The sequence below is a fragment of the Luteimonas sp. A478 genome (assembly GCF_054052025.1).
In genome coordinates, this window is the sequence record NZ_JBSVRF010000003.1 from 108,480 (window position 1) to 126,945 (window position 18,466).

At 66.1% G+C, this 18,466-nt stretch carries 16 protein-coding genes; 15 read left to right on the forward strand and 1 reads right to left on the reverse strand.

Annotated elements, in window-relative coordinates; all coding sequences use genetic code 11:
- Positions 1-115: 115 nt before the first annotated feature.
- The gene (locus ACW7G3_RS07015) at positions 116-1,531 is read left to right on the forward strand and encodes an FAD/NAD(P)-binding protein (RefSeq protein ID WP_456981956.1); all 1,416 of its coding nucleotides are present in this window, start codon (positions 116-118) and stop codon (positions 1,529-1,531) included.
- Positions 1,532-1,540: 9 nt separating this feature from the next.
- On the opposite strand, the gene ACW7G3_RS07020 is transcribed toward ACW7G3_RS07015, so the two are convergent.
- Entirely contained in the window at positions 1,541-2,101 is a 561-nt protein-coding gene (locus ACW7G3_RS07020) for a LolA family protein (protein WP_456981957.1), read from the reverse strand.
- A gap of 102 nt (positions 2,102-2,203) precedes the next feature.
- Here ACW7G3_RS07020 and ACW7G3_RS07025 point away from each other — a divergent pair, with 102 nt between their 5' ends.
- From ACW7G3_RS07025 to ACW7G3_RS07090, 14 genes are all read left to right on the forward strand, one after another.
- The gene (locus ACW7G3_RS07025; RefSeq protein WP_456981959.1) at positions 2,204-3,172 is read left to right on the forward strand and encodes a helix-turn-helix transcriptional regulator; all 969 of its coding nucleotides are present in this window, start codon (positions 2,204-2,206) and stop codon (positions 3,170-3,172) included.
- 167 nt (positions 3,173-3,339) lie between these two features.
- Positions 3,340-3,579, forward strand: coding sequence for a hypothetical protein (locus tag ACW7G3_RS07030; protein ID WP_456981960.1), 240 nt, complete (start codon positions 3,340-3,342; stop codon positions 3,577-3,579).
- A gap of 79 nt (positions 3,580-3,658) precedes the next feature.
- The gene (locus tag ACW7G3_RS07035) at positions 3,659-5,791 is read left to right on the forward strand and encodes a prolyl oligopeptidase family serine peptidase (RefSeq protein WP_456981961.1); all 2,133 of its coding nucleotides are present in this window, start codon (positions 3,659-3,661) and stop codon (positions 5,789-5,791) included.
- A 233-nt stretch (positions 5,792-6,024) separates the two neighbouring features.
- Positions 6,025-8,223 carry a S9 family peptidase gene (locus ACW7G3_RS07040; RefSeq protein WP_456981963.1) on the forward strand — a complete coding sequence of 733 codons (2,199 nt, stop codon included), beginning with the start codon at positions 6,025-6,027 and terminating at the stop codon, positions 8,221-8,223.
- Positions 8,224-8,473: 250 nt separating this feature from the next.
- Positions 8,474-8,881 (forward strand): YbaN family protein, encoded by a 408-nt coding sequence (locus tag ACW7G3_RS07045; protein ID WP_456981964.1) that lies wholly within the window; start codon positions 8,474-8,476, stop codon positions 8,879-8,881.
- 46 nt (positions 8,882-8,927) lie between these two features.
- Complete coding sequence (gene lptM, locus ACW7G3_RS07050; protein ID WP_456974064.1) at positions 8,928-9,191, forward strand: LPS translocon maturation chaperone LptM; 264 nt, start codon at positions 8,928-8,930, stop codon at positions 9,189-9,191.
- 28 nt (positions 9,192-9,219) lie between these two features.
- Complete coding sequence (dapF, locus tag ACW7G3_RS07055; RefSeq protein WP_456981966.1) at positions 9,220-10,047, forward strand: diaminopimelate epimerase; 828 nt, start codon at positions 9,220-9,222, stop codon at positions 10,045-10,047.
- Positions 10,044-10,715: a DUF484 family protein gene (locus ACW7G3_RS07060; RefSeq protein WP_456981967.1), complete on the forward strand. Its 672-nt coding sequence runs from the start codon at positions 10,044-10,046 to the stop codon at positions 10,713-10,715. The genes dapF and ACW7G3_RS07060 overlap by 4 nt, the downstream gene beginning before the upstream one ends.
- Positions 10,716-10,897: 182 nt before the next feature.
- Positions 10,898-11,803: a tyrosine recombinase XerC gene (xerC, locus tag ACW7G3_RS07065; RefSeq protein WP_456981968.1), complete on the forward strand. Its 906-nt coding sequence runs from the start codon at positions 10,898-10,900 to the stop codon at positions 11,801-11,803.
- 228 nt (positions 11,804-12,031) lie between these two features.
- Positions 12,032-12,583 (forward strand): ATP-dependent protease subunit HslV, encoded by a 552-nt coding sequence (gene hslV, locus ACW7G3_RS07070; protein WP_456981970.1) that lies wholly within the window; start codon positions 12,032-12,034, stop codon positions 12,581-12,583.
- A complete protein-coding gene (gene hslU / locus ACW7G3_RS07075; RefSeq protein WP_456981971.1) occupies positions 12,583-13,974 on the forward strand; it encodes an ATP-dependent protease ATPase subunit HslU in 1,392 nt (463 codons plus the stop codon). The genes hslV and hslU overlap by 1 nt, the downstream gene beginning before the upstream one ends.
- A 556-nt stretch (positions 13,975-14,530) precedes the next feature.
- Positions 14,531-15,445, forward strand: a complete 915-nt coding sequence (locus tag ACW7G3_RS07080) for a PD-(D/E)XK nuclease family protein (protein WP_456981973.1) — start codon at positions 14,531-14,533, stop codon at positions 15,443-15,445.
- A gap of 667 nt (positions 15,446-16,112) precedes the next feature.
- On the forward strand, positions 16,113-17,150 hold the full coding sequence (locus tag ACW7G3_RS07085; protein ID WP_456981975.1) for an NAD(P)H-dependent flavin oxidoreductase: 1,038 nt from the start codon (positions 16,113-16,115) through the stop codon (positions 17,148-17,150).
- 59 nt (positions 17,151-17,209) lie between these two features.
- On the forward strand, positions 17,210-18,466 hold the full coding sequence (locus ACW7G3_RS07090) for an MFS transporter (RefSeq protein ID WP_456981976.1): 1,257 nt from the start codon (positions 17,210-17,212) through the stop codon (positions 18,464-18,466).

Here is an 18,466-nt window from a genome sequence, read left to right on the forward strand (position 1 = left end):
CGCAGGCGTGCCGGGTGTAACGCGGATGCGTTGCGGTCGCCCTGCCGCGACTGTGGATCCGCGCCGCGGGCCGGTGGGATACTCCCCGCTTTCCTGCCCTGCAAAAGGGGGTTGCTTGGCCAGTCCGGAGTGTTCGCGTTTCGATGTCGTCATCATTGGCGGCGGTGCCAGTGGCGCCCTGGTGGCGGCCCGGTTGCTGGACGCCAGCCCGGCCGGCTGCCGCGTGGCGCTGGTGGAAGCCCGTCCGGCGGTGGCCGAAGGCGTGGCCTACTCGACCCGCCGCGGCGAGCATCTGCTGAACGTGCGCGCCAGCGGAATGAGCGCATTTGACGATGCGCCCGCGGATTTCGTGGATTTCCTGCGCGGTCTGCCGGAACACACTGCCGAGGGCCAAGCCGATGAGGGTCAGGCCGATGAAGGTCAGGCGGCCCTGGCTGCCCGCTTCATGCCGCGCATGGCCTATGCACGCTATTTGAAAGCGGTGCTCAGCGGCCGCCCGAACCAGGAGCGGCTGAGCCGCATCACCGATGCCGCTGTGGACGTGGCGCCGGTGGACGCAGGGTTCGAAGTTGAGCTGGCCTCTGGCAGACAGCTGTGCGCCGCGGCCGTGGTGCTGGCAGTCGGCAACCGACCCGCGCGGCTGCCGCTGAGGGCAGGTTCCGGCGGCGACGATGTGGCCACCATCCAGGCCTGGGACTACCCCGCGGTGGCCGCCATTCCCGCCGATGCCGACGTGTGCATCCTCGGTGCCGGCCTGAGCATGGTGGATGTGGTGCTGAGCCTGGAAGCCAACGGCCACCGTGGACGTATCGTTTCAATGTCCCGCAGCGGGCTGATGCCGCTGGCGCATGCCGCACCGGCGCCCCCGGCGAAGATCGACATCGACCGCCTGCTGGCGATGGACCTGCGCGCCCGCACCCGCACCCTGCGCGCGCTGGCCGCAACGGAAGTGGCGCAGGGCCGACCCTGGCATGGGGTGATGGATGCGCTGCGTCCGCACGTGCAGGCCCTGTGGACCAGCCTGGATGAAGCCGGACAGCGCCGCTTCCTGCGTCACCTGGTGCGTCACTGGGATATACACCGCCATCGGATCGCGCCGGAAGCGGCAGGCCGGCTGCAGGCCGCGACCGGGGCCGGGCGGCTGCAGCGTGTCGCCGGCCGCCTGGTGGCGGTGGAAGCGGGGTCGCCATTGGAGATTTCCTGGCGTCCGCGCGGCGAGGACCAGGTGCAGCGTTTCAAGGCCGATGTGCTGGTCAACGCGCTGGGCATGGACAAGCGGATCGAAGGCGGTACCGGACTGCTGGCGAACCTGCAGGCCCGCGGGCTGATGCGGCCGGGCCCGCATCGCATGGGCGCCGCTACCAACGGCGATGGTGCGGTGCTGGGCGCCAACGGCGAGCCGGTCCCCGGGCTGTGGACGCTGGGCGTGCTGCGCATCGGCGACCTGTGGGAAACCATCGCCATGCCCGACCTGCGCGGGCAGGCGCAGGCCGTGGCGAAGGCCGTGCAGAAGCATCTGCACGGCCGCTGAGCCGGTCGCTCAGTCTGGAGCCTGGATCGTCAGCGACGGATCGTTGAAGCGCGAATAGCGCATCGTCGCGGAGCCGTCGCCACCATCCACCTGCATCTGCCGCGGCCAGCCGTTGCTGTCGACCCACAGCATGACTTCGGTGCCCGGCTGGTCGGGGTGGATGATCCGGTACTTGCTGGCAGGGGTGCCGTCGAGAACATCGCTGCCGGCGGACTCGATCTGCGCGTTTTCCTGGGTTTCGCGGATATGCGCCTGGTCGCGCATCTGGTTCAGGGTGCCGGCCGGCAGCGGCACGCGCATGACGCGCCCGCCCATCTCCATATAGACCTGGTTGCCGATGATGGTCTGCGCCGGCGCGCCCGGGATCATCATCCGGTAGCGGTCGGGGGCGACGTACTGCATTTCGATCTGGCCGGCCGCGCCCGTCTGCGGGGCGTCAATATGGATGACGTAGCTGGTGGCGTCGGCCAGCTTGCCGACGGCGCGGGTCACGTCGTCGCGGGGCGATGCCATGGCCGCGGCGGCAAACAGCAGTGCGGCCACGCCGGCGAGGGTGAAGAGCTGACGCATGGAGGGAGGCTCCGTCTGTAAGGGTTGCCCTTGTTTACGCGGTTGGGCCCGGCTTGGGGACATCCCGCCCTGCCAGCGCGGAAATTTGCCCATAATCAGCCCATGGACAGATACGAACGCATCCTTTCGCTGCACCGCACGCTCAAGAACGCCCGCTATCCGGTCACTGTGGCGTGGCTGCAGGACGATCTGGGCTGCTCGCGGGCCACGGTCTACCGTGACCTGGCCTTCCTGCGGGACGCGCTGATGGCGCCGATTACCGGCGATGGCGAGGCGGGCTTCCGCTACGAGCCTGAGGAAGGCGGGCGTTTTGAGCTGCCGGGTCTGTGGCTGAGCTCGGACGAACTGCACGCCCTGCTGGCGGCCCAGCAGTTGCTGTCGCGCAGCGCAGGCGGGGTGCTTTCCAGCGCGCTGGCGCCTTTGCAGCAGCGCATCGAGACCCTGCTCAATACCCATTCCACCGGCAAGGAGTGGCCGGTGGAGCGTGTGCGGGTGATCCCGCATCACAGCCGGCGGATGGACGAACAGGCGTTCCGCTTCGTGTGCTCGGCGGTGCTCGAGCGCCGGCAGCTGGCGTTCGAGTACGAGGCCCGTTCCACCGACCAGAAAACCCGGCGCACGGTATCGCCGCAGCGCGTCACCCATTACCGCGGCAACTGGTATCTGGACGCCTGGGACCAGGAGCGCGAGGGACTGCGCAGTTTTTCGGTGGATCGCATCAGCAAAGCCCGGATGCTGGATCAGCCTGCCCGCGACATCGAGGAGGAGGATCTTGATCGCCACCTCACCGGCAGCTACGGGATTTTCTCCGGCGAACCGCGCGGCTGGGCCACGATCCTGTTCAACCAGCGCGCCGCGCGCTGGGTGGCCGACGAGCACTGGCACTCGCAGCAGCAAGGCCGGATGCTGGCCGATGGCAGCTATGAGCTGAAGGTGCCTTACAGCTCGCCGCGGGAACTGCTGATGGACGTACTGCACTACGGCGCCGACGCCACCATCCTCGAGCCGCAGTCGCTGCGCGAGCAGGCCCGGGCGCTGCTGGCCCTGGCCCTGTCCAACTACGAGCAGTAGGGCCTGAGCGAGCTCTGCGTGCCGCGCGGCCAGTCGGTCATTTGGGTGCGCGGGGCGTCGGGTGCGTAGCCCCGACCTGCGTGGCGCGTTCCGGTGGATCGCAGCCCGTGCGACCGGGGAGGGCGAGGCTGTGGTCATCGACCACTTTCCCCTTCCCGGAGCCGGCCATGCGCAACGCCACGTCCCAGTGCCCTGCTGACATCATCTCCAGCCGCTTCCTGCGGCAAGCCCTGCTGGGGGCGGCTTTCCTCGGCCTGGTAGCCATGGCGTCGCTGCCCGCGGCGCGCGGGGCCGGGCCGATCGGGTGGGTGCCGCTGTGGCTGCTTGGGATGCCTTTGTCTGCGCTGGGGGCGTTGGCCCTGGCCGATATTGCTGCCCGGACACCGGAATCCCCCGCGGCAGCCTGAGCCGAAAACTTAAGACAGATCCCTGCCGGGCCGGCCTGTGCTAGCGTTTCGGGTTTGACACCTGAACGGAGTTGGCCGCATGTCCCCGATTTCACGATTCTGCCTCGCCGCGGCGATTGCCGTTGGGCTGGCCAGCTGTTCCGCCGGAGCAGGCGAGGCCAACCAGGGAGAAACCAACGTGGCAGCAGATCCCCACCAGTGGCTGGAAGATGTGACCGGGGATGACGCCCTGGCCTGGGTGCGCGAGCAGAACGCTGTCGCCGAGGCCGAACTGGCCGATACCGATGAATTCCGCCGGCTTGAGGCCGAGCTGCTGGCCATCTACGACTCCGACGAGCGCATTCCGGGCGTGTCGAAGATGGGCGAGTACTACTACAACTTCTGGCGCGACCAGAACAACGAGCGCGGCATCTGGCGCCGGACCACGCTGGCCGAGTACCGCAAGGACGCCCCGCAGTGGGAGCTGCTGCTGGATCTGGACGCGCTCAACGCCGAAGAGGACGAAAACTGGGTCTGGCACGGCGCCAACTGCCTGCGCCCGGATTACGACCGCTGCCTGATCGCGCTCTCGCGCGGCGGCGCCGACGCCGACGTGACCCGCGAATTCGACCTGGCCAACAAAACCTGGGTGGAAGACGGCTACTTCCGTGAAGAGGCCAAGGGCGGCCTGGCCTGGATCGATCGCGACACGGTGTTCGTCTACACCGATTTCGGCGAGGGCTCGATGACCGAGTCCGGCTACCCGCGCATCGTCAAGGAGTGGAAGCGCGGCACGCCGATGGAGTCGGCCGAAGTGGTCTATGAAGGCCAGGCCGATGACATGTACATCAGCGCCAGGCGCGACCTGACCCCGGGCTTCGAGCGCGAGTTCGTCAGCCGCACCCTGGCCTTCTACAACGACGAGCTGTACCTGCGCGGCGAAGACGGTTCGCTCACCAAGATCGACGCCCCGAACTCGGCCAACAAGTTTGCGGTGCGCAACTGGATCGGCTTCGAGCTGCGCGAGCCGTGGGAAGTGGGCGGCAAGACCTTCGAGGCCGGTTCGCTGCTGGTCTCGGACTTCGACGGCTACATGGCCGGCGAGCGTGAGTTCGACGTGCTGTTCGAGCCCAGCGAAACCACCTCGCTGGCCGGGCTGACCATCACGAAGAACCACGTGGTCATCAACGTGCTGGACGACGTCAAGAACCGCCTGACCGTGCTGACCCCGGGCGAGGACGGCTGGACGCGCGCACCGTTTGAAGGCGCCCCGGAGCTGGGCACCGTGGGCGTAAGCGCGGTGGACAGCGATGAATCCGACGCGGTGTGGCTGACCGTCACCGATTACCTCACCCCCAGCACCCTGATGCTGGCCGACCTGGCCACCGGCGGCGCGCCGGAAGAGCTGAAGTCGATGCCGGAGTTTTTCGACGGCTCCACCCACGTGGCCGAGCAGCACTTCGCCACCTCGGAAGATGGCACCCGCGTGCCGTACTTCCTGGTGCGCCCGAAGGACATGCAGGCCGATGGCACCAACCCGACCCTGCTCTATGGCTACGGCGGCTTTGAAATCTCGCTGACCCCGGGCTACGCCGCAGGCGTGGGCAAGGCCTGGCTTGAGCGTGGCGGCGTGTACGCGGTGGCCAATATCCGCGGCGGCGGCGAGTACGGCCCGCGCTGGCACCAGGCCGCGCTGAAGCAGAATCGCCACAAGGCCTACGAGGACTTCGCCGCAGTGGCGAAGGACATGATCGAGCGCGGCATCACCTCGCCCGAGCACCTGGGCGTCCGCGGCGGCAGCAACGGCGGCCTGCTCACCGGCAACATGCTCACCCAGTACCCGGAGCTGTTCGGCGCGGTGGTGATCCAGGTTCCGCTGCTGGACATGCAGCGCTACCACAAGCTGCTGGCCGGCGCCTCGTGGATGGCCGAGTACGGCAACCCGGATATCGCCGAGGAGTGGGAGTACATCCAGACCTTCTCGCCGTACCACCTGTTCGACCCGGCGAAGAAGGACTACCCGCCCACCATCCTGCTCACCTCCACCCGCGATGACCGCGTGCACCCCGGCCACGCCCGCAAGATGCATGCGCTGATGAGCGATGCGGGCGCGGACGTGCGCTACTACGAGAACATCGAAGGTGGCCACGGCGGCGCGGCCAACAACCGCCAGGCCGCGCACATGGATGCGCTGTTCTACACGTTCCTGTGGCAGCAGCTGGGCAAGGACTGACCCTCCGTCCCCGCGCCCCGGGGACGGCTTTGACCGTAGGAGCGCGCCACGCGCGCGAAACCGCGTGAATCATGTTGTGCGGTGGGGCTTCGGACACTTCGGACTGACCGAAGCCCCGCCATGACCCAGAGGTCACGCGGCTTCGCGCGCACGGCGCGCTCCTACAGGGGCGCCACCCGGAACCACGTCTTCCCGCAACCGCAACGTTGTTATTTGACGGAAAACCCCCATCCATGAAGCTTCCCCTGTCCTTTGCCCTGGCTTTGCTGATGACTACCGCCTGCACCCCTTCCGCCAATGACGCAGCGGGGGCTTCCAACGCTTCCGCCGCCGCGCCCGCCACCGTGCCGGAGCCGCCGATCGCCGAGCTGCGCTCGCACCAGGTCACCTCGCCGCACGGCGCGGTGCGTAATGACGAGTACTACTGGCTGCGCGACGACACCCGCGAAGACGCGGACATGCTGGCCTACCTCAACGCCGAGAACGCTTACGCCGATTCGGTGATGGCCTCCAGCAAGTCGCTGCAGGGCAAGCTGTACGAGGAGATCGTTGGCCGCATCCGCCAGGACGACAGCTCGGTGCCTTTCCGCGAGCGTGGTTACTGGTACTACTCGCGCTTCGAGACCGGCAAGGACTACCCGGTGTACGCACGCCGTGCGGACGCCGACGGCGTGGACGCGCTTTCCATCCAGCAGGCCAACGACGCCGGCGATTTCGCCGCCGAACAGGTGCTGCTGGACGTGAACACCATGGCGGAGGGCAAGGATTACTTTTCCGTCGCCAACTACGAAACCAGCCCCGACAACCGGATCATGGCCTGGGCCGAGGACGACGTGGGCCGCCGCCAGTACGTGATCCGCTTCAAGGACCTGGAGACCGGCAAGATCTTCGAGGACGAGATCCGGGGCGTGTCCGCCGGCCTGGTCTGGGCCGACGACAACCGCACCCTGTTCTACGTCGAGAACGATCCCGAGACCCTGCTCACCGTGCGGGTGAAGAGGCACGTGCTTGGCACGCCCGCGTCCGAGGACGTGCTGGTCTACGAAGAGAAGGACGACAGCTTCTACATGGGCATCGGCCGCACCCGTGACGATGCCTACATCTGCATCTACGTGCAGAGCACCGTGGCCTCGGAAATGCGCTGCGCCCCGGCGGCCGACCCGGCGAGCTTCACCGTGCTGGCCGAGCGCGAGCGCGACGTTGAATACGACGCCGACCACCACGACGGCCGCTGGGTGATCCGCACCAACTGGAACGCGCCCAACTACCGCGTGATGACCGCGCCCAGCAATGCCACCTCGCGCCAGCAGTGGCAGGACTGGCTGGCCCACAGCGAAGAGGTGTTCATCGAAGACGTGGAGCTGTTTGACGGCTTCACCGCCATCGGCGAGCGCTCTGAAGGGCTCGAGCGCGTGCGCGTGATCCGTGCCGACGGCAGCGAGGATTACGTGAGCGCCGATGAGCCGGCGTACTCCATGGGCCTGAGCACCAACTCCGAGCCGGACACCGAATGGCTGCGCTACGGCTACACCTCGCTCACCACCCCGGCGACCACCTTTGAACTGAACGTGGTGACCGGCGAGCGCCGCCAGCTCAAGCAGCAGCCGGTGATCGGCTACGACCCGGAGCAGTACACCACCGAGCGCCTGTGGGCGACCGCGCGCGACGGTACGAAGGTGCCGGTGTCGCTGGTGTACCGCAACGGCTTCGAGCGTGACGGCACCGCGCCGCTGCTGCAGTACGGCTACGGCAGCTATGGCATGTCGATGGATCCGGGCTTCAACCTGCCGGTGGTCAGCCTGCTCGACCGCGGCGTGGTGTACGCCATCGCCCATATCCGCGGCGGCCAGGAAATGGGCCGCAAGTGGTACGACCAGGGCAAGCTGTTCAACAAGATCAACACCTTCACCGACTTCATCGACGTCACTGACCACCTGGTGGCCCAGGGCTATGCGGCCCCTGACCGCGTGGCGGCCTACGGCGGCAGCGCCGGCGGCCTGCTGGTGGGCGCGGTGGCCAACATTGCCCCGGACAAGTACCGGGTGATCCTGTCGCAGGTGCCGTTCGTCGACGTGGTGACCACCATGCTCGACCGCGGCATTCCGCTGACCACCAACGAGTACGACGAGTGGGGCAACCCGGAACAGCCCGAGGCCTACCGCTACATGCTCAGCTACTCGCCCTACGACAACCTGGAAGAAAAGGCCTACCCGGCCATGTTCGTCGGCACCGGCCTGTGGGATTCGCAGGTGCAGTACTGGGAGCCGGCCAAGTACGTCGCCAGGCTGCGGGTGCTGAACACCAGTGACTACCCGATCGTGTTCCGCACCAACATGGACGCCGGCCACGGCGGCAAGTCCGGCCGTTTCCGTCGCTACGAGGAACTGTCGGAAATGTACGCCTTTCTGCTCGACGAGCTCGGCGTCAACTGACCCCGCGTGGCGCGCTCCCCTCGTAGGAGCGCGCCACGCGCGCGAAACCGCGTGAATTCCGGCGTGCCGCGAGGCCCCGGCCACCGCGGTGCCGCCGACGCCCTATTTGCCTCCGGCCACCGCGCCGTGGCCGACGTCCCACGGCAACGCTCACCGTCACGCGGCTTCGCGCGTATGACGCGCTCCTACAGGGGGCATCATGCGTGCGCTTCGCGCGTCGCTATGCACCGGCCGGATATCATTGCCTCCAATGAACTCGCCCGTCCGCTTCCGCTGGGCCTGGTTGCTGCTGGCCTACGCCATGCTCGGCCTCGGCATGCTGGGCGTGGTGCTGCCTGGACTGCCGACGGTGCCATTCATCCTGGCCGCCGCCTGGGCGGCGATGCGCGGGTCGCCGAGGCTGCACGCCTGGCTGCTGGCGCACCGCACGTTCGGGCCGATGATCCACAACTGGCAGGAACATGGTGCCGTCACCCGCCGCTCCAAAGTGCTCGCCATCGGCTCGATGGTGCTGTGCGCGGTGGTGCTGTTCCTCGTTTCCCCCATGTTCTGGGCCGCAATGGCTGGCACCGGGGTGATGGCCATCGTGGCAGCGTGGCTGTGGCGGCGGCCGGAGCCGCCAGCGTCAGTGCCGACCCATGGGGCAGGGCGGAAATGAAGGCCGCTGGATTCCGCGCGGACCTCCCTGCCGCTACACTGCCGGCATGAAACCGACACGCCTGTCCGCACTCCTGTTGCTCCTGGCCGCGCTGGCCCTCGCCGGCTGCGGCAACAAGCACGACCTGTTCATGCCGCCACCGCCCGACGACGATGAAATGATCGACGACTTCGGTGACGAGGACCTGCAAGACGACTTCGCGCCGCTGGACGATTCCGATCCAGCAGACCAGACCGATCCTGTGGACGAGACCGACCTGGACGACGGCGAACCGGAACTGCCGCTGCCCGTGCCGACCGGTGACGACTGAGGCCACAGGCCGCCGCGGCCCTGCGGGCATGTGCTTCACCAAGATGCATGGCGCCGGCAACGACTTTGTCGTGCTGGACCTGCGTGACGGCAGCCCGCCGCCTTCACCGCAGCTGTGCCGCGCCTTGGCCCACCGCCATACCGGCGTCGGCTGCGACCAGATCCTGACCATCGAGCCGGCGCGTTCGCCCGGCGCCGTCGCCGCCTACCGCATCTGGAATGCGGACGGCCTGCCCGCCGGGCAGTGCGGCAATGGCGCGCGCTGCGTGGCGGCCTGGCTGCTGCGCGACGGTGCTGCCCAGCCACCAACCTTCCTGATGGACAGCCCCGCAGGCCTGCATGAAGTGACCGCGCTGCCCGACGGCCGGCTGCAGGTGGTCATGGGCGTTCCCGATTTTGAGCCGGCCGCAGTTCCGCTGGCCGGGTTTGATAGCGCCGAGGATGCCTATCGCGTGCAGCTGGACGGCACCACGGTGGAATTCGGCGCGGTCTCAATGGGCAATCCACACGCGGTGATTGAAGTCAGCGACGTGGACACCGTCCCGGTCGCCCGGCTGGGGCCTGCACTGCAGCAGTCCTCCAGCTTCCCCGATTCGGTGAACGTCGGCTTTGTCCAGGTGGTGGATGCGGCCACGGTGCGCCTTCGTGTGTACGAGCGCGGCGTGGGCGAAACCCTGGCGTGCGGCAGCGGTGCCTGCGCCGCCGCGGCGGTGCTGATGCGGCGCGGACGGGTGGGACGCCGGGTAGCAGTGCAGCTTCCAGGGGGTACCCTGCAGATTGCCTGGCCCGGCCACGGCGAACCGATCACGATGGCCGGACCGGCCGCATTTGTTTTTGAAGGAGAGTGGACCGCATGACCGACCTCGAAAAAATCGGCGCCCACGAAGTGGCTGCCTGGTTGCGCCGCCACCCGAGGTTCCTGCAGCAGTTCCCCGATTTGGCCCTGAGCCTGGTGGTGCCGCGCGACGACGGCCCGGCGGCCTCGCTGGCCAGCTACCAGCTGGAAGTGCTGCGTGACAAGAACCGCGAGCTGTCGCGCCGGCTGCAGGACCTGTTCGCGATCTCGCAGGAAAACGAGCGCCTGGCCGTGCGTACCCACCAGCTGACCCTGTCGCTGATGCGCCAGGCCAATGCCGCCGGCACCGTGCGTGCCATGGCCGCCTCGCTGGCGGAGGATTTCGCCGGGGATCTGGTGCGGATCGTGCTGTTCCAGCCGCTGCCCGGACTGGAGAGCGCCGAGTGGCTGCAGGTGATCACCCGCGATGATCGTCTGCTGCAGCCGTTCACTGACTGCCTGAAGGACGGCGAGCCGCTGTGCGGGCGACTGCACCCGGACAAGCAGACCGTGCTGTACGGCGAGCGGGTGGAAGAGGTCAATTCCAGTGCGCTCCTGCCGCTGGAGGGCGTGGGCATGGTGGCGATCGGCAGCCACGACCCCAACCGCTTCTACCCCGGCATGGGCACCCTGTTCCTGCGCATGATGGGCGACGCCTTTACCGCCGCCCTGCAACGCTTCGATGACTGAACCCCGAGCCGCCGCCACCCCCACCGTAGGAGCGCGCCATGCGCGCGAAACCGCGTGAATCGTGGGGTGCAGGGTGGCTTCGGCCAGGACACTGCCTGCCGTAGCCCCGCCGCGATGCCTGCTGTCACGCGGCTTCGCGCGCATGGCGCGCTCCTACAGGCGACCGGTTGGCGCTTCGGCCTGTGACAGCGCCCGCCGACCCGATCGCGCCGGCGCAGCCGTTCCTCGACCACCTGCAGTTCGAGCGCCGTGCGTCCCCGCACACGCTGGATGCCTACCGCCGCGACCTGACTGCCCTGTGCACGTGGGCGGCAAAGCAGGGCGGGGCGGTGGAATTGCTGGATGGAGCCGACATCCGCGCCTTCATCGCCGCCGAGCACCGTCGCGGCCTGTCGCCGGCCAGCCTGCAGCGCAGGCTCTCGGCCTGTCGGGGCTGGTACAGCTGGCTGCTGCGCAACGGCCGGATCACTGCCGACCCCACCGCCGGCATCCGCGCGCCCAAGGCCAGCCGCAAACTGCCACAGGTGCTGGATCCCGACGAGGCAAAGGCGCTGGTGGAAGTGCCCACCGACGTTCCGCTGGGCCTGCGCGACCGGGCCATGCTGGAGCTGCTGTACTCATCCGGCCTGCGGGTGAGCGAGCTGTGCCAGCTGCGCTGGCGCGACCTGCAGCTGGAAGACGGCCTGGTCACCGTGCTCGGCAAGGGCAACCGCCAGCGCATGGTGCCGGTCGGCTCGCACGCACGGCGGGCGCTGCAGGAGTGGCGCGCGGAAAGCGGCGGCACCAACGACTTGCCGGTGTTCCCCGGCCGCGGCGGTGGCCCCATCAGCCCGCGCAGCGTACAGGCCCGCATGCGCCTGCTGGCCCAGCGCCAGGGATTGTTCAAGCGCGTCCACCCGCACCTGCTGCGGCACTCGTTCGCCAGCCACGTACTGGAATCGTCCGGCGACCTGCGCGGCGTGCAGGAGCTGCTGGGCCATTCCGACATCGCCACCACCCAGATCTACACCCACCTGGATTTCGGCCACCTGGCCCGCGTCTACGACGCCGCCCATCCCCGCGCTCGCCGCAAACCCGACCCCAAGTAGGAGCGCGCCACGCGCGCGAAACCGCGTGAATCGTGTTTCGCCGAACAGCTTCGGCCAGTACGCTCCGTCCGACGCCCCACGGCGTGGATTGTCGTCACGCGGCTTCGCGCGCATGGCGCGCTCCTACAGCAGCAGATTTCAGGTGGTCCAGCGTAAACGGTCAGTAGGCCGCACCCTTGTATCGGCCAGGCGCGACCCCCAGACAGGGGGTTCAACCCCGGAGGCTGCATGGACCCCAGACAGAACCCCCACGTCTTCCACGCCACCACCATCGTGTCGGTGCGCCGTGGTGACAAAGTCGCCATCGCCGGCGACGGCCAGGTGACCCTTGGCAATACCGTGATGAAGGCCCACGCGCGCAAGGTGCGCCGCCTGGGCAGCAACGGTCAGGTACTGGCCGGTTTCGCCGGCGCCGCCGCCGATGCCTTCACCCTGTTCGAACTGTTCGAATCCAAGCTCGAAAGGCATGGCCAGCTGCTGCGTGCCGCGGTGGAGTTCGCCAAGGACTGGCGCACCGAGCGCCGCTTCGGAAAGCTCGAAGCCCTGCTGGCCGTGGCCGACAAGGAGACCTCGCTGGTCATCAGCGGTACGGGCGATGTGATCGAGCCCGACGACGGTGTGGTCGCCATCGGCTCCGGCGGCCCCTACGCGCTCTCGGCCGCCCGCGCGCTGGCCGCCCATACCGACCTGGACCCCAGGACCATTGCCGTGGAGGCGATCAAGATCGCCGGTGAGGTGTGCATCTACACCAACGGCAACGTCGTGGTGGAGGAACTCTGATGGCTGATAACAACTCGTCCACCATGACCCCGCGCGAGATCGTGCAGGAGCTGGACCGCCACATCGTTGGCCAGAACGAGGCCAAGCGCGCCGTCGCCATTGCGCTCCGCAACCGCTGGCGCCGCATGCAGCTGCCCGAGGACCTGCGCAACGAGGTGATGCCCAAAAACATCCTCATGATCGGCCCCACCGGCGTGGGCAAGACCGAGATCGCCCGGCGCCTGGCCACCCTGGCCAACGCCCCGTTCGTCAAGGTCGAAGCCACCCGCTTCACCGAGGTGGGCTACGTGGGCAAGGACGTGGAGCAGATCATCCGCGACCTGGCCGACACCTCGGTCAAGCTGTACCGCCAGCAGGCCAAGCAGCGCATGCGTACCCGGGCGGAGGAAAACGCCGAAGACCGGATCCTCGATGCCCTGCTGCCGCGCCGCGAAACCCCGGCCCCGGGCTTCGGCTTCGGCCCTTCGCAGCAGAGCGCCACCGTGGATATCGGCGCCGAGCCTTCCAGCCAGGAATCGGAAACCCGCCGCAAGCTGCGCCAACGCCTGCGCGCTGGCGAACTGGATGACCGCGAAATCGAACTCGACCTCAGCATGAGCGGCGGCGTGGACATCATGACCCCGCCCGGCATGGAGGAAATGGGCCAGCAGCTGCGGCAGATGTTCTCCAACCTCGGCGGCGCCAAGACCCAGAAGCGCAAGATGACCATCCGCGCCGCGCGTCCGCTGCTGATCGAGGAAGAGGCCGGCAAGCTGGTCAACGAGGACGAAGTGCGCGAGGCCGCCATCGAGGCCACCGAGCAGCACGGGATCGTGTTCCTGGATGAGATCGACAAGGTCGCCCGCCGCAGTGAAGGCGGCACCAGTGGTGCCGATGTCAGCCGCGAGGGCGTGCAGCGCGACCTGCTGCCGCTGGTGGAAGGCTCCACCGTCAGCACCAAGTACGGCTCGGTCAAGACCGACCACATCCTGTTCATCGCCTCGGGCGCGTTCCACATGGCCAAGCCCAGCGACCTGATCCCTGAGCTCCAGGGCCGCTTCCCCATTCGCGTTGAACTGGCCGCCCTGACCAAGGATGACTTCGTGCGCATCCTCACCGAGCCAAAGGCGGCGCTTACCACCCAGTACGTGGAGCTGTTGAAGACGGAAGGGGTGGAGCTGGAATTCGGCGAGGACGCCATTGAGCGCCTGGCCGAAATTGCCGCCCAGGTGAACGAGCGGCAGGAAAACATCGGCGCAAGGCGGCTGCATACCGTGCTTGAGCGGCTGCTCGACACGCTGAGCTATGAGGCGCCTGACAAGACCGGCAGCGTGACCATCGACCGTGCGTATGTGGATGAGCACTTGGGTGAGCTGGTTGAGGATCCGGATTTGAGTCGCTACATCCTTTGATCCGCCCGTACCGTGGAAACACAGGGCCCGCCATCTGGCGGGCCTTTTTTTCGTTCTTCGCCGGGAAGCCCGCGCCTGACGTAGGTCGGGGCTACGCCTCCGACGCGCCGCAAACCCGGACACCCAGCGCCGGGCTTCGGCCGAACGCCGCGCCCTGCCGCCGCGGTGTCGCTTTTCGCGCGGCAGGGCATCCTGCCCTGACGCGCGCGCAATACATCCATGTATTGCTTGACGCGACACCCCGGCGCCAGGACGCGGCTCACCGCTACTTCATTGTCGGCGCTCCGGTAGGTCGGGGCTACGCCCCCGACTCCCCGCAAACCCGAATGTCCCCGCGCCAGTCACGTGGGCTAGTCATGCAGTTGCCGGGGGTGGGAGGGCGGTGGTAGCGTCGAAAGGGCGCAACCGGCGGGGAGGTCGGGACGCGGGCTTAGGTGCCGGCACAGGCCCTATGTAGTTGAATCCAAGGGGGTTTCATGGGATGTAAAGTATGCAAAGGCAGGTTTATAACCTTGTCTTACAGCCCATTTTGTCCTCGAATTAGGTGTTAGATTCCGTGATCAACGTCAGTAAGGTTTCGTATGTGGCGGAGAGGGATATTGACCTGCTCCTTCTGGAAGAGATCAATGTTTCACCAAAGTTCTCTGCCTGGTTATTGGAAAGGGTCGGCCACTTGGCTCCATCAATTTCTTCCGCGGGTGCTTGGCACTCTGTCACGCACGCCCAGTTTGGTGAGTCCGATCTGATTGTGAAGTTTAGTTCCGGGTATGCAATTCTGATCGAGAATAAGATTGACGCCCCTGCTCAACCTGATCAAAGCGCTCGTTATCAGAAGCGCGGAGAGATGGGGCTTACTGCGGGCAGCTGGAGTAGTTACATATGTTGCATTATTGCGCCCGCACGATATTTGCAAAGCAATGCGGAATCTAAAAGTTACGACGCAAGAATTAGTTACGAGGAAATTCGAGACTGGCTCTTAGCTCAGAGCAATGAAAGGTCAGATTTTCGCGCAGGCATGTTAAATTCTGCAATTGAGCAGAATCGCAGGGGTTACAGCCCACTCCCCCATGATGATGTGACGGAGTTCTGGCTGTCTTACTGGCGATTGGCAAGTGAAAGCTTCCCATCACTTGAGATGCCTCGACCGGGAAATAAGCCAGTCAACTCCGATTGGCCAGACTTTCGACCGAGAGAGTTAGATAGTCGATTCAACATCGTTCACAAGATGGCACATGGGTACGTTGATCTCCAAATGAGGAACGCCGCTGGAAGGGTTGATGAGATAAAGCGGCTGGTCCGAGATCCCAAGTTGCAGGTGGTGACCGCGGGCAAGTCGGCCGCTATCCGCGTTGTGGTTCCTAAGGTTGACCGTTTTGTGTCGTTCCAGGCTCAACAGTCAAAGGTGATCGCAGCCCTACGCGCTGCACAGGAGCTGCTGTCTCTGGCCAAGAGCTTGGGCAATAAAATCTAACCATGCGTTCAAGCCGAAGCCGCTTCGTTCCACCAACCACATGGCAGGTAAAGCTTGCCATGTGGTTGGCTCCGCTACGCGTCTCGGCTTAACTTAGGTGTTAGACCTTAGGGAGCCTCGATGAACCACCTACTCATTCTAATGGTTGGTCTGCTGGCTGCATCCATAGCCCAAACAGCGAGCGCTAGATCGGGCTCGCCGAAGGAATCACGCTCCGAGTTCACCGTCGCCGGAGCACATATGGGCCAAGACTACTGGGCCATGCGCCGCATGTTTCCCCAAATGGAATGTGAGTCTTCCTGCGCTGACCGAACAATTGTGTACCTAGACCACCCAGGAACGTTATGGGTGAGTATCGGTGAAGGAAAAATAAACCAACTGGCCTTTTATTTTAATGTCGCTAGGGACGATGGTGTACGGCGTGATCTGATTCTTCGAGATCTCACTCGCCTTTATGGGAGGCCAAGAAAAGATAAAAACTGTAGCGTATGGGACCGGGCCGATGGTGCGATCCAGTTCTGTCCACTAGGCACTGGTGCAGTGGTTCATTGGAACGACATTAATTGGCAGCGCATCACCAGCGTGATCCCAGCGGTTGCTCCAGCAACTCCGTAGGTGCCGCGAGCAGGAAACAATAGATCTAGGTTCAGAAACCGGAGTTCCAACAATGTCCCTTCAACAACTCCTGGGTATAGAGCTGCCGATCATTCAGGCACCTATGGCGGGCGTGCAAGGAAGTGCACTGGCAGTGGCCGTGTCGAACGCTGGCGGGCTGGGATCACTGCCCTGTGCCATGCTCAGTTTTGATTCCATGCGCGATGAGCTGGCGGGGATCAAGCTCAAAACAGACAAGCCTTTCAACGTGAATTTCTTCTGCCATACGCCGCCCGTACCCGGTGCCGAGCGTGAGGCGGGGTGGCGAGCTGCGCTTTCGCCTTATTACGAAGAATATGGAATTGACGTAGACACCATTCCCACCGGACCGGGGGCCGCGCCTTTCAATATGGAGGCCGCGGACGTGCTGGAAGAATTCAAGCCCGCCGTGGTCAGCTTCCATTTTGGTTTGCCTTCGGCCGAATTGCTGGCGCGGGTGCGCGGTTGGGGCGCGAAGGTGCTGTGTTCGGCAACGACTGTTGAAGAGGCGCGTTGGCTCGAGACACAGGGAGTCGATGCCATCATTGCGCAAGGTCTTGAGGCGGGCGGACACCGCGGCATGTTCTTGTCAGACGACCTGACTACCCAGGCCGGAACGTTCGTACTGGTGCCGCAAATCGTGCACGCGGTGAAGCTCCCGGTCGTTGCTGCCGGTGGCATCGCGGGTGCGAAAGGCGTTGCGGCCGCCCTGGCGCTTGGTGCCGCTGGCGTGCAGATCGGGACGGCCTATCTGCTCTGTCCTGAAGCGACCACCAGCGCGGTGCACCGCGCCGCACTGAAAAGCGAGCGCGCCCGCCACACGGCGGTCACCAACCTTTTCTCCGGTCGACCCGCGCGTGCCATCGTGAACCGCGTCATGAATGAGCTTGGTCCCATCAGTACTACTACACCCGATTTTCCTTTGGCTACCGCCGCCATTGCTCCCTTGCGCGCCAAGGCCGAGAGTCGAGGCTCCGGTGATTTCTTACGTCTATGGTCTGGTCAGAATGCGAGTGGATGCAAGGAGATACCAGCCGCGCAACTCACCCGTGAATTGGCCGCTGGCTTGTAGCAAACGCATCGTTACGCCCGTAGCTGGAATCTCTCTGCTGCAATGCAGCAAAATGGGTGATGCCTAAAGCTCCCTCTCCTGATTTCACCCCACCCCAGACTGCCCCCGCACTGAGCCCACGCCAGGTCGGTCTGATCCTGTTCGCGCTGACGCTGGGCGGCTTTGCCATCGGTACCGGCGAGTTCGCCGGCATGGGGCTGATGCCCAACATGGTCGTCTCGCTGGGCGTGACCGAGCCGCAGGTGGGGCACCTGATCAGCGCCTACGCGCTGGGCGTGGTGGTTGGTGCGCCGGTGCTGGCTATCCTGGGCGCGGGCTGGAAGCGCAAGACCCTGTTGCTGTCGCTGATCGGATTTTACGCGCTGGGCAACCTGGCCAGCGCGCTGGGGCCGACCTATGGCAGCCTGCTGCTGTTCCGCTTCATCGCCGGCTTGCCGCACGGCGCCTACTTCGGCGTGGCGGCGCTGACGGCGGTGGCGATCAGCCCGCCGCACCAGCGTGGGCGCGCGGTCAGCCTGGTGATGCTGGGTTTGACCCTGGCGATCCTGGCCGGCAATCCGCTGGCGACGTGGGCAGCCCAGGTGGTCGACTGGCGCTGGATCTACGTGGCGGTGGCGGTGATCTCGGTTGTCACCGCGGTGCTGCTGGCGGTGTGGCTGCCGGTGCAGGCCAACGGTCCGAAGGCGAATCCGCTGGCCGAGCTGCGCGCGTTCAACCGCACGCCGGTGTGGCAGGCACTGGGCATCGGCGCGATCGGTTTCGCCGGCATGTTCGCGGTCTTCAGCTATCTGGCGCCCACCATGCTGGAAGTGACCGGGGTGTCGGCGGGGTGGATTCCGCTGGGATTGGCCGGGTTTGGCCTGGGTGGGGTGATCGGAAACTTTGCCGGCGGATGGCTGTTCGACCGCTACGGGCTGCGCAGCGTCTGGGTGGTGCTGGCGTGGGCCGTGGTGGCGCTGCTGCTATTTCCGGTGATGGCGGGTAGCTTACCCACGATCCTGCTGGCGACCGTCGCCATTGGCTTGCTGGGCGCGCTGGGGCCGATCCTGCAGTCGCACCTGATGGACGTGGCAGGCGAGGCGCAGACGCTGGCCGCGGCCTCGCACCACGCTGCGTTCAACATGGCCAATGCGCTGGGGCCGTGGCTGGGCGGCATGGCGATCACCGCCGGTTACGGCTGGACCTCGACCGGCTATGTCGGTGCCGCCACCGCCGTGGTTGGACTGATGATCTACGCCTGGGCCAGCAGGACGGCGCGGGTGACCGCGCGCACGGCGGCAACGGTGCCGACCGCCGCTGCGGCCTGTGAAACCTGA

Bases quoted from the DNA above. Each gene is read 5' to 3' on its own strand.
- ACW7G3_RS07045 (WP_456981964.1), top strand. From the start codon at position 8,474: ATGAACTCGCCCGTCCGCTTCCGCTGGGCCTGGTTGCTGCTGGCCTAC.
- ACW7G3_RS07085 (WP_456981975.1), top strand. From the start codon at position 16,113: ATGTCCCTTCAACAACTCCTGGGTATAGAGCTGCCGATCATTCAGGCA.
- ACW7G3_RS07020 (WP_456981957.1), bottom strand. From the start codon at position 2,101: ATGCGTCAGCTCTTCACCCTCGCCGGCGTGGCCGCACTGCTGTTTGCC.
- hslV (WP_456981970.1), top strand. From the start codon at position 12,032: ATGGACCCCAGACAGAACCCCCACGTCTTCCACGCCACCACCATCGTG.
- lptM (WP_456974064.1), top strand. From the start codon at position 8,928: ATGAAACCGACACGCCTGTCCGCACTCCTGTTGCTCCTGGCCGCGCTG.
- ACW7G3_RS07060 (WP_456981967.1), top strand. From the start codon at position 10,044: ATGACCGACCTCGAAAAAATCGGCGCCCACGAAGTGGCTGCCTGGTTG.
- dapF (WP_456981966.1), top strand. From the start codon at position 9,220: ATGTGCTTCACCAAGATGCATGGCGCCGGCAACGACTTTGTCGTGCTG.
- ACW7G3_RS07035 (WP_456981961.1), top strand. From the start codon at position 3,659: ATGTCCCCGATTTCACGATTCTGCCTCGCCGCGGCGATTGCCGTTGGG.
- ACW7G3_RS07090 (WP_456981976.1), top strand. From the start codon at position 17,210: ATGCCTAAAGCTCCCTCTCCTGATTTCACCCCACCCCAGACTGCCCCC.
- ACW7G3_RS07025 (WP_456981959.1), top strand. From the start codon at position 2,204: ATGGACAGATACGAACGCATCCTTTCGCTGCACCGCACGCTCAAGAAC.
- hslU (WP_456981971.1), top strand. From the start codon at position 12,583: ATGGCTGATAACAACTCGTCCACCATGACCCCGCGCGAGATCGTGCAG.
- ACW7G3_RS07040 (WP_456981963.1), top strand. From the start codon at position 6,025: ATGAAGCTTCCCCTGTCCTTTGCCCTGGCTTTGCTGATGACTACCGCC.
- ACW7G3_RS07030 (WP_456981960.1), top strand. From the start codon at position 3,340: ATGCGCAACGCCACGTCCCAGTGCCCTGCTGACATCATCTCCAGCCGC.